General features: G+C 73.2%; 9 protein-coding genes and 1 pseudogene. 3 read left to right on the top strand and 7 right to left on the bottom strand.

The window, feature by feature from the left end; all coding sequences use genetic code 11:
- The 3 genes and pseudogenes from CHR28_RS38020 to CHR28_RS36105 form a co-directional block, all read right to left on the bottom strand.
- Positions 1-243, bottom strand: a pseudogene (locus tag CHR28_RS38020) (LCP family protein); the annotation flags it as partial.
- 241 nt (positions 244-484) lie between these two features.
- On the bottom strand, positions 485-1,699 hold the full coding sequence (locus CHR28_RS36100; protein WP_256984599.1) for an LCP family protein: 1,215 nt from the start codon (positions 1,697-1,699) through the stop codon (positions 485-487).
- 166 nt (positions 1,700-1,865) lie between these two features.
- Positions 1,866-2,621, bottom strand: a complete 756-nt coding sequence (locus tag CHR28_RS36105) for a TIGR03089 family protein (RefSeq protein WP_094057953.1) — start codon at positions 2,619-2,621, stop codon at positions 1,866-1,868.
- A gap of 149 nt (positions 2,622-2,770) precedes the next feature.
- On the opposite strand from CHR28_RS36105, the gene CHR28_RS36110 reads away from it, so the two are divergent.
- Together CHR28_RS36110 and CHR28_RS36115 are read left to right on the top strand one after the other, a co-directional pair.
- Positions 2,771-4,237, top strand: a complete 1,467-nt coding sequence (locus CHR28_RS36110) for a peptidoglycan recognition protein family protein (RefSeq protein ID WP_094057972.1) — start codon at positions 2,771-2,773, stop codon at positions 4,235-4,237.
- A 144-nt stretch (positions 4,238-4,381) separates the two neighbouring features.
- Positions 4,382-5,464: a sugar phosphate nucleotidyltransferase gene (locus CHR28_RS36115; RefSeq protein WP_094057954.1), complete on the top strand. Its 1,083-nt coding sequence runs from the start codon at positions 4,382-4,384 to the stop codon at positions 5,462-5,464.
- A 184-nt stretch (positions 5,465-5,648) separates the two neighbouring features.
- On the opposite strand, the gene CHR28_RS36120 is transcribed toward CHR28_RS36115, so the two are convergent.
- The 4 genes from CHR28_RS36120 to CHR28_RS36135 form a co-directional block, all read right to left on the bottom strand.
- Positions 5,649-6,683, bottom strand: a complete 1,035-nt coding sequence (locus CHR28_RS36120; protein WP_179272686.1) for a DNA-3-methyladenine glycosylase family protein — start codon at positions 6,681-6,683, stop codon at positions 5,649-5,651.
- Between the two features lie 84 nt (positions 6,684-6,767).
- Positions 6,768-8,084, bottom strand: coding sequence for a coenzyme F420-0:L-glutamate ligase (locus CHR28_RS36125; protein WP_094057956.1), 1,317 nt, complete (start codon positions 8,082-8,084; stop codon positions 6,768-6,770).
- On the bottom strand, positions 8,081-9,040 hold the full coding sequence (gene cofD, locus CHR28_RS36130) for a 2-phospho-L-lactate transferase (RefSeq protein WP_094057957.1): 960 nt from the start codon (positions 9,038-9,040) through the stop codon (positions 8,081-8,083). Before cofD ends, CHR28_RS36125 begins: the two co-directional genes overlap by 4 nt.
- Positions 9,041-9,107: 67 nt before the next feature.
- The gene (locus tag CHR28_RS36135; RefSeq protein ID WP_094057958.1) at positions 9,108-9,614 is read right to left on the bottom strand and encodes a cysteine dioxygenase; all 507 of its coding nucleotides are present in this window, start codon (positions 9,612-9,614) and stop codon (positions 9,108-9,110) included.
- 663 nt (positions 9,615-10,277) lie between these two features.
- Between CHR28_RS36135 and CHR28_RS36145 the strand changes: the two genes are divergently transcribed.
- Positions 10,278-10,541: a WhiB family transcriptional regulator gene (locus tag CHR28_RS36145; protein ID WP_010034659.1), complete on the top strand. Its 264-nt coding sequence runs from the start codon at positions 10,278-10,280 to the stop codon at positions 10,539-10,541.
- Positions 10,542-10,696 lie beyond the last annotated feature (155 nt).

The following is a 10,696-nucleotide window of genomic DNA, read 5'->3' on the forward strand; positions in this document are numbered from 1 at the left end:
CGCGCGGCCGGGCGTCTCGGGCCGCGAACGGCCGGACGCCGCGCTGCCGGAGCGGCCGGGTGCCTCCGTGCGGGAGCGCGGCCGCGGGCCCGCGTCGGCCGCGTGCGGCCTGCGCGGCGAGGGCACGCCCGACTGCGGTGGGGAAGCGGACAGTCGCAGTTCGTATTCGCCGGTGTTCGGGTTGAGCACCCACTGGTCTGCGGGGTCGATGTCGTCCGCCCGCCCACGGCCTTGCGCGTCCACGGTTGTCTGTTTCCTCCGTCGGGGCACGCGGCGCCTCCCCCACCAAGGCGCCCGGGTCTCGGTCACACAGTGCGCGACCTCAGGACCGTTCCTCAGAGCCGGTCGCACCGGATCGCTCACACTAACCGCCCACTTCAGTGCAGAGCGACGGCGGTGACAAATTCCACGTCCCTACACCTGGGCAATTCGCCCATTTCTCGGGTGAAGAGTTCGTTACGTTGAAGTTGCCTTGGGGCCCGCTTTACTCACAGGAGTCCTCGGCCGCCGTGTTCCCCTCGAACGTCGGGGGAGGAGAAACGGTGACGACGGGGGTGGAGAACGGCCCCGCATGCGAATCCGCGTACGACCCGTCATGGGAATGGGTGGGCCGCAAGGGGGCGGAACCACGCGGCACGTCCCGCGCGATCACCACCGGCGCGTCCGTCCGCAGCCGCTCGAACAGGCGGTCCGCCTCGGGTTCCACGAGTTGGTCGCGATTGGCGTCGTACGCGTACGACTCCCGGGGGACGGTCAGGAATTGCACTTGTTCCATGGGGATGTCGCGCAGACCGCGCACGAGTTCGTACAAGCCGCGCAGACTCGCCAGATCCGGGTCGGTGGTGAGAGAGGACGTGGCCGCGTCCAGCACAGGATACAGCTTGGCGGGATTCAGCAGGACGTCATTGCTGCGCACCTTGTTGACGAGCGCTCCGAGGAATCGTTGCTGCCGTTCCATGCGCTCCGTGTCGCTGCCGTCGCCCAGGGATTTGCGGGCGCGGACGTAGCCGAGGGCCTGCTCGCCGTCGAGCGTGACCCGCCCGGCGGGCAGCCGCAGCTTGGCGGCCCGGTCGTCGATCGGCTCCCGCAGGCACACCTCGACACCGTCGACGGCGTCGACCATCTCCTTGAAGCCGTGGAAGTCGACGACGACGTGGTGGTCGACGCGGATGGCGGTGAGCTTCTCGACGGTGCGGATGGTGCAGGCCGAGCCGCCCATCTGGAACGCCTGGTTGAACATGGCGAACCGCGGCGCGCTGCGCGAACCGTCCCGGCGCCGGCAGCCCGGCAGGTTCACCATCAGGTCCCGGGGCAGGGAGACGGCGGTGGCGCTGCGCCGCCCCGCCGACAGATGCAGCAGGATCGTGGTGTCCGACCGCTCGGTGCCCGAGTCGCGCCCGTAGCGGGCGTTGTCGTCGCCGTGGCGGGAGTCCGAGCCGATCAGCAGGATGTTGCGCGCGTCCTTGACCAGCGAGGTGGGCCGCTCCTTCTCGTACCGCCTGAGCTCTTCCGCGGCCGCCTCGTCGGGGGTGATGTTCCCGCTGAGCTTCGCGTACACGGCCCACCCCGCGGCCACGCCCGCCACGAGGAGGCCGACGGCCACGAGCGCCGCGATCCGCACCCACCGCGCCCGGCGCCGCCGCAGCAGCCCGCGCCCGCTGGCGGACGCGCCCACGCCCGGCCCGACCCTGTAGCCCACGGCAGCAACCACCCCTCCTGTCGCCGGCACGTCCCACGCGCGGTGCTCCTACGACGATGGCGTGGATGGGCGACGGGGGCGGGATCGGGCTGGGCCGGACGGGGGAGGGGCCGGGGCACCCGGGGGAGCCCCCCGCACGGAACCCGGCCCGGCGGCCCCGCACGTCCTACCGGGCGATGGTGGTGACCCGCTCGCTCTCCACCCGCTTGTCCAGCGCCCCGTCGGCCGCCTGGTCCAGATTGCGGCACAGCACCACCGAACCACCCGTGGCCAGGGGCGCGTACAGCCCCGCGTTCAGCCCCTCCCACGTGTCGTAGGGGAGGCCCGACAGGATGCGGGAGCCGGGCCCGGTCAGCCCCAGCCCCGTCGCCTCGGCCCGCGCCCGCTCCACGACCTCGGCCCCGCTGAACTCCCGCCCCGCCACGATCAGCGCGGGCCCCTCCGGGTCCACCGGCGCGTACGGCACGAAGCGGTCGCCCTGGCCCGGCACCTCCACCGCGTAGTCGACGAACCCCTCGGGCGTCTGCGGGAACCGCCCGCCGAGCGGCCGCAGCGCCAGCGCGATCCGGGCCCCGGAACAGGCCCGCGCCGCCTCCAGCCGGTCCGGCCCGCTCACCACCACGTCGGCGGAGCGCACGTCCCCCGTCACGTCGGCGACGACCCCCACCGAGGCACAGGCCAGCAGCCACACCGCCGTCTGCCAGTGCGCCGGCAGCAGCAGCGCCACCCGGTCCCCGGGCTCGGCGGACAGCTCGTCCTGGAGGAGGTTCGAGGTCTTGGCCACCCAATTGGCGAAGGTGGCCACGGACAGTTCGACCCGTTCGCCCGTGGCGTCGTCGTAGAAGGTCACCAGGGGGCGTCCCGGATCCGCGGCGAGCGCGGAAGCCAGCAGGTCGGCAGGGGTGCGATCGGTGGCGTTCACCCGCGCAAGCGTACGCGGCGCGCCCCCCGCCGCCCAGCGGCCCGGCCACCGCCCCGCCCCGGATCCGCCACCGGTTCGGCCGAACGCTGCCGACGGCCCGTCAAATCCCAAATGGACAGACTTATACGACTATGTCCAAGATCAGGGGCATGCGTGGATTCCTTGCTTCCTCGATCGGTGTCACCTGTGCGGCCGCTCTGGCCCTTCCCCTCACCCCGCCCGCCCTCGCGGCGACCGCGAGACCGGTGCCGACCACGGAAGCCGCGGCGAGCGCGAGACACGCGCCCCACGCGGGGACCCCGGCCGCCACCACGACCACCCGGCGCGCGGCCCACGCGGCCACCCCCGGCAGCACCCAGTCGCTCCCCCTCCAGCCCTTGACCCGCAACCGCGCCACCCCCTCCGCCCCCGCCACCGAACATGGCCTGCGCCCCCGCGCCGTACGCCACTTCTCCCTCGTCGGCGTGGTCTGGGACGACCCCGAGGCCGAACTGCACGGCCGCGTCCAGGTCCGCACCCGCGCCGCGGACACCGGCACCTGGTCCGGCTGGCAGGACCTGCAGACGCACAACGCCGACCACGGCGCCGACCGGGGCACCCCCGAGAGCGCCTCGGGCCGCGTCCGCGGCGCCACCGCCCCGCTGTGGGTGGGCGACTCCGACGGCGTGGAACTGCGGGTCCGCTCCGAGGCCGGCCGCGCGGAATCCGGCTCCGCGCAGCACGGCACGGGCGCCCGCACCCTGCCCGCCGCGCCTCCCCTCCCGTCCGGCCTGCGGCTCGAACTCGTCGACCCGGGCGACGAGGCCGCGCCGCCCGGCGCCTTCGCGGACGGCCCCCGCACCGCCGCCCTCGCCGGGGAGAACTCCGCCGCCGCCGAGGCCTCCGCCGTCAACGCCGACCTCGCCCCCCTGGGCGCCACCGAGATCGCGGCCCTGAACCGGGCGGAGACCGAGCGGGAGTTCCTCGCGCTCAACGCCGGCGCGCCGGCGGGGCAGCAGCAGGCCAAGCCGTACATCGGCCCGCGCCCGGGCATCGTCACGCGACGCGGCTGGGGAGCGGACGAGGGGTTGCGGGAGAGTGGCTTCCGGTACACCAAGAAGGTCCGGGCGGCCTTCGTGCACCACACCGCCAGCGGCAACAACTACAGCTGCTCGCAGGTCCCTTCACTCATCCGCAGTATCTACCGCTACCACGTCAGGAGCATGGGCTGGCGGGACATCGGCTACAACTTCGTCATCGACAAGTGCGGAAAGATCTACGAGGGCCGCGCCGGGGGCGTGGCACGACCGGTCCTCGGCGCCCACACCCTTGGTTTCAACAGCAACAGCATGGGGATCGCCGTCCTCGGGTCGTACGACACGAAGAAGCCGTCGAAGGCCGCGGTCAAGGCCGTCGCCCGGCTGACCGCGTGGAAGCTGGGGCTGTACCGGGTGAATCCGAAGGGAAAGACTTACCTGAAGTCGGCCGGCAGCAATCTGCACAGCAAAGGCAAGAAGGTACGACTCAACGTGATCTCCGGGCACCGGGACGGCTTCAAGACGGAGTGCCCGGGACGGAAGCTCTACGGCAAGCTCGGCTCGGCCCGCTCCAAGGCGGCGCGGTACCAGGGCCGCTGAGTACACGTTCGACCGCCGTCGGGGGGCATGCGGGGGCATGGGGCGGAATGCCGCACGGCCAGCGAAGGCGCCACGGAACGGTCTGCATACACTGACCGGCCGAAAGACAGTTCGGCCGGTCCCGGCAGGAAGCAGAGACGACACGTGACAGAAGCCATCCTCCTGGTCGGCGGCAAGGGCACCCGGCTGCGCCCGCTCACGGTGCACACGCCCAAGCCCATGGTCCCGGCGGCCGGGGTGCCCTTCCTCACGCACCAGCTGGCGAGAGCGAGAGCGGCGGGTGTCGAGCACATCGTCCTGGCCACGTCCTACCTGGCCGAGGTCTTCGAACCGTACTTCGGGGACGGCTCCGCGCTGGGCCTGCACCTGGAGTACGTGACGGAGGAGGAGCCGCTCGGCACCGGCGGCGCCATCCGCAACGTCGCCTCCCGGCTGCACTCCGGCCCGGACGACCCGGTCCTGATCTTCAACGGCGACATCCTGACGGGCCTGGACATCCGGGCCCTGGTCGACACCCACGCGTCATCGGGCGCGGACGTCTCCCTGCACCTGACGAAGGTCACCGACCCACGGGCGTACGGCCTGGTCCCCACCGACGACACGGGCAGGGTGCTGGCGTTCCTGGAGAAGCCGCAGACGCCCGAGGAGATCGTCACCGACCAGATCAACGCGGGGGCCTACGTCTTCCGCCGCTCGGTCATCGACACGATCCCGCAGGGCCGGCCGGTGTCGGTGGAGCGGGAGACCTTCCCGGACCTGCTGTCGGCCGGGGCCCACCTGCAGGGCATGGTCGACTCGACGTACTGGCTGGACCTGGGCACCCCGGCGGCCTTCGTCCGCGGCTCGGCGGACCTGGTCCTGGGCAGGGCCCCGTCCCCCGCGGTCCCCGGCCGCTGCGGCGACCGCCTGGTCCTGCCGACGGCGACGGTCGCGGCCGACGCCAAGCTGGCCGGCGGCACGGTCGTGGGCGAGGGCGCGTTCGTCGCCGAGGGCGCGCGCGTCTTCGGCAGCACGATCCTGCCGGGCGCGGTCATCGAGCCCGGCGCGGTCGTCACCGACTCCCTCATCGGCACCCGGGCCCGCGTCGGCGAGCGGTCGGTCCTCACGGGCACGGTCATCGGCGACGGCGCGGTGATCGGCCCGGACAACGAACTCCGGGACGGCGCCCGCATATGGTGCGACGCCCGCATCCCAGCGGGCGCGGTCCGCTTCTCGTCGGACCAGTAGCACGGACGCGGGGCCCGGGGCCCCGGGCCCGCGGACCGGGCACCGTGGGCCGTGGGCCGTCCGTGGGCCGTGGGCCGTGGACCGGGCGCCGGGCGCCGTGGACCGGGCGCCGGGAACCGTGGGCCGAGAATCGGGAACCGTGGGCCGGGGCCCGTGGGCCGGGGCCCGTGGGCCGGGCGGATCCTCAGATCCGCCCGATGTCCCACCGCGGCATCTTCGGCGCCCTGCGCGCCGGCACCCGCCCGCTCAGCAGGATCAACCGGGCCGCCCGATGCCGCTGACCCGCGTACGGCTCCAGCAGCCGGAGCATCACGGAGTCGTCCGCATCCCGGTCCCCGGCCAGCGCCCACCCCACGATGCCCGGCAGATGCACATCCCCCACGGTCACCTCGTCGGCCGCGCCGTGACTGCGCTGCACCGTCTCCGCCGACGTCCACGGCCCCACCCCCGGCACGACCTCCAGCCGCGCCCGGGCCGCCACCGGCTCCATCCGCACGGCCTCCTCCAGCCGCGCGGCGACCCGGACGGCCCGCAGGATCGTCGACGCCCGCTTGTTGTCGACCCCGGCGCGGTGCCACTCCCAGGACGGGATCAGAGCCCAGGTCCGCGGCGCCGGCATCACGTGTATCCGCCCGGGCGCGGGCCCCGGCGCGGGCTCCCCGTAGGCGCGCACCAGCAGCCGCCACGCCCGGTACGCCTCGTCGGTCGTGACCTTCTGCTCCAGGATCGACGGGATCAGCGACTCCATCACCAGCCCGGTCCGCGTCAGCCGCAACCCCGGCCGCCGGTGCCGTGTCACCGCCAGCAGCCGGTGCCGCGGCACGAACGCCGACGGATCGTCGGCCGCCCCGAGCAGCTCCGGCAAACCCTCCAGCAACCACTCCGCCCCCGGCCCCCAGGCCTCCCCGCGGACCCGGCCACCGGCCGCCGACACCCGGAGCGTCCCCGCTCCGGCCGGCGTCAGGGCGGCCCGCCACACGGACCCGTCGGGCATCGCCCGGAACGTGGGATCGCCCGGCCCGCGCCGCAACGGCCCGAGCACCAGCCCGAGATCCAGCGGCCCGTCCGGCACCCACTCCCGCACCCGCCCGGGCCCCGCCGCCTGCCGCGGTATGCCTCCGGCCACGGCGACCTGCCCGCCGCGCACGGTCGTGCGGGTACTCCCCACGCCTGTCGGGCCGTGGGGGAGGGGCGGTCTGGGGGAGAAGCGGCCTGCCATGGATGACGTCCCTGATCGAGGTGCCGGATGACCGGAGGGGGGCCCTACGAGGGTAGGCGCCCGCCGGTACCGCTCACCCCACCCTCACCGCACCTCGATGAACGCCCCGGCGTCCCGCTCCGCCCGCGGCCGCGGTTCCTCCGCCGGATGTCCCACCGCGACCGCGCCCATCGGGTCCCAGTCCGCCCGCAGGCCGAGCACCTCGCGCACCACGTCCCGGCAGAACATCGTCGAGGACACCCACGCCGACCCCAGCCGCTCCCCGGCCAGCGCGACCAGGAAGTTCTGCACGCCGGCGCCCGCGGCGACGACGAACATCTCCCGCTCCGCCCCGTCCCGCCGCGCGTCCCCGTACGTGTGCGAGCCGTCCATGACCAGGCAGGGGACGACGAGGCAGGGCGCGTTGCGCAGGACGTCCCCGCGCCGCACCCGCTTGGCGATCGACTCCTCCGACTTGCCGTCCCGCCGCAGGTCGGCGATCCACGCCTCGCGCATGGCGTCCAGCAGCCGCGTCCGGGACTCCTGGGACTCCAGCAGTACGAACCGCCACGGCGTGGTGTGGTGCGGAGCCGGCGCGGTCACGGCCGCGGCCACCGCCCGCCGCACGGCACCGGGGTCGACGGGCTCGTCCGTGAAGGCCCGGACCGTGCGCCGCTGGGTCACCGCCAGCCGTACCGCCTCCGACGTGCCGAGGCGGAACATGTCGTCGCGGGCGCCGCGCACCAGGGCGCGTGCGCCCTCCCCGTCGTCCTCCGCCACGACGTGGGGCAGTCCGCGCACCACCGCGACGGGCAGCCCGGCGGACTTGCCCTTGACGAGGTCGCCGGCGGCGGCGAGTTCGTCGGCCGTGGCGACGACGGTGGCGCTGAGCGGGTTGCCGTGGGCGTCCGTGCCCCCGCGAAGGTCGTCGAGCACCCGCACTCCGGCGGCGCCGATCGCGACGTCCGTCAGCCCGGCACGCCAGGGCCGCCCGAACGTGTCGGTCACGACGACCCCGACGTCGACACCGAGGGCGTCGCGCAGCCCCGCGCGCAGGGCGCGGGCCGACGCGTCCGGGTCCTCGGGCAGCAACAGCACCGTGCCGGACGGGGTGTTGGAGGCGTCGACCCCGGCCGCGGCCATGACCAGGCCCTGCCGGTTCTCCACGATCCGCAAGGTCCCCCGGCGGGCCACCACCCGGACCGTCTCCGCGTCGATCGCGGCCTCCCGGTCCGCCGCCCGGACGATCCGGCCCTCCGCCTTGGAGACGATCTTCGACGTGACCAGCAGGACGTCCCCGTCGGCCAGGCCCGGCTCGGCGGCGGCTATCAGCTTGGCCAGATCGTCCCCGGCGGCGACCTCGGGCAGCCCCTGCACGGCCCACACCCGGTATCCGCCGGTGCGCCGCTCCGCACCGCTCACGCGCCGCGCACCTCCTCCGCCAGGGCCAGCGCCTCCCGGGCCATCCGCGCGGTCGCGTCGGCGTCGGTCATCATCAGCGGCACGGCCCGGCAGCGGATCCCGGCCGCCTCGACCCGCTCCACCGCTGCCGCGTCGACCGTGTCGACGAGCCAGCCGTCCAGCAGGCCCGAGCCGTAGTGCTCGGCCACCGCCGTCGCGGTCGACTCCACGCCCACCGCGGCCAGCACCTTGTCGGCCATGCCCCGCACGGGCGCGTCGCCGACGATGGGGGACAGGCCGATCACCGGCACCCCGGCGTCGGCGATCGCCTCGCGGATGCCGGGCACCGCGAGGATCGTGCCGATCGACACGACCGGGTTGGACGGCGGGAACAGGATGACGTCCGCCTCGGCGATGGCCTCCAGGACGCCCGGCGCGGGCTTGGCCTGGTCGGCGCCGACCGGCACGACCGCCTGCGCGGGCACCGAGGCGCGCAGCCGCACCCAGTACTCCTGGAAGTGGATCGCCTTGCGCTCGCCGTCGAGCTCGACCGCCACATGGGTCTCGACCCGGTCGTCGGTCATGGGGATCAGCCGCACGCCCGGCTGCCACCGGTCGCACAGCGCCTGTGTCACCGCGCTCAGCGGATACCCGGCGCCGATCATCTGCGTCCGCACGATGTGCGTGGCGAAGTCCCGGTCGCCGAGGCCGAACCACTCGGGCCCGACGCCGTACGCCCCGAGCTCCTCCTTCAGATGGAAGGTCTCGTCGGCCCGGCCCCAGCCCTGCTCCTCGTTGATGCCGCCGCCGAGCGTGTACATCACCGTGTCGAGGTCCGGGCAGACCTTCAGCCCGAAGAGGTGGATGTCGTCCCCGGTGTTGCCGACGACCGTGATGTCCGCGTCGGGCACGGCCCGCTTCAGACCACGCAGGAACCGGGCACCACCGATGCCGCCTGCCAGAACCACAATGCGCATGGGAGCCAGTCTTGCAGGCGCCCGCGACAACCGGTGCGCGGCTGTGGACAACCGCGACGCGGACCGGTCAGGCCGTGAGGGCGCGAGGCTCGGTGCGGGCCTCGCAGTGCGGAGCCGTGTGCATCGGCATCTCCGTCAGCCCCGGGTGGTACACGTGCAGACTCACCGCCGGCTCCAGTGCGTCGTTCACCACCTCGTGCACGTACCCCGGCGCGAACACGCGCTGCGCGCCCGCCCGCAAGGCGCGTGTGCCCCGCTCCGTACGCTCGGTCAGCATGCCGTCCAGCACGGTCAGCACCCCGGAGGAACGGCCGTGGTCGTGCAGCCCGCTGCCCTGCCCGGGCACCCAGGACAGCAGCCACACCTCGAAGCCCGGGCCGGTGCGCAGCCGGTGGTACCAGCGGCTGGTCGCGTCGTAGCGGACGAGGTGCTCCCACTGGGCGCGGTCCTCGGCGATGGCACGGGCGAGGCCGACGAACTCGGCGACGGTGGAGGGGTGCTCCCGCGGGGCCTGGAGCAGGTGCGTCACCTCGAGGATGTCGCCGGCGATCTGGAGGTCGCTGTCGCTGTTCATGGGGGGTGGTGGTTCCTCAGTGAAAAAGAAGGTCAGAGGGAACGGCGGCCGGGGAGACGGGTGGCCCGGGCCTTCAGCTGGAGCGGGTGGGGCTCAACAGCTGGAACAGCAACAGCTACAGCGAGCGCGGGCAGCACCGAAGGACCCGGCGGTGCGGGTCGTGGTGAGCGCCAAGTTCGCGAGCATGCCCACAAGGACACCGGTTCACACCCGCACTGTCAACTCGACACCCGGTATGTGGGATGAGGTTCACCTCATCCGGTCGATCGCTCAGATGAAAGGTTTGTTCATGCCCTTGCCGGGACACATGGCGTCCATCCGGGCGGACAAACCCCGTTGCGTACTCGTGATCCGACTGTGATCCGGTTCGCTTCGCGGGGCGTGTCGGAACGAGATCGAACTCCTGGGCGTCCTTCTCCGTAGAGGTCTGCGAGGGGTCCGGCGGACGGTGTGAGCCCTGCGGGGCTCTGTCCGTGTGTCAGGTTTTATGGTGATTTGAACACTTTCCGCATGGGCTTGGTTCCGCAGAGTGAATAAGGGGCTCAATAGCAGATCTCGGCTTGACTCGCCCGGAGCAGCACACTTGTAATTTCACTCGTGTCGTTCAGCCGGAATCGGTAACGGCTAGATCACGGGGACGCGAAAGACAGACGAGGGGCGCACATGACCGAGACGGTGCAGCAACTGCTGGTCGACGACGCGGACGAGGAACTCGGCTGGCAGGAGCGCGCACTGTGCGCCCAGACCGACCCCGAGTCCTTCTTCCCCGAGAAGGGCGGCTCGACCCGGGAGGCCAAGAAGGTCTGCCTCGCCTGCGAGGTCCGCTCCGAGTGCCTCGAGTACGCCCTCGCCAACGACGAGCGCTTCGGCATCTGGGGCGGCCTGTCCGAGCGGGAGCGCCGCCGGCTGAAGAAGGCCGCCGTCTGAAGAGGCCCTCAGCGTGAACGGCCCGTCGCCGGTGGGTTGTCCACAGGCGGCGGGCCCCCTTGTTGCGCAGCCGATAGTGTGGTCGCTCGTCCGAGACGCCACGCTGCCCCCACCGGTCGCGGGCGTCCACCGCAGTCCACCGAACCGGGGCCCGT

Origin of the sequence: Streptomyces sp. XY006, assembly GCF_002237655.1 — a bacterium.
Lineage (GTDB): Bacteria > Actinomycetota > Actinomycetes > Streptomycetales > Streptomycetaceae > Streptomyces > Streptomyces levis.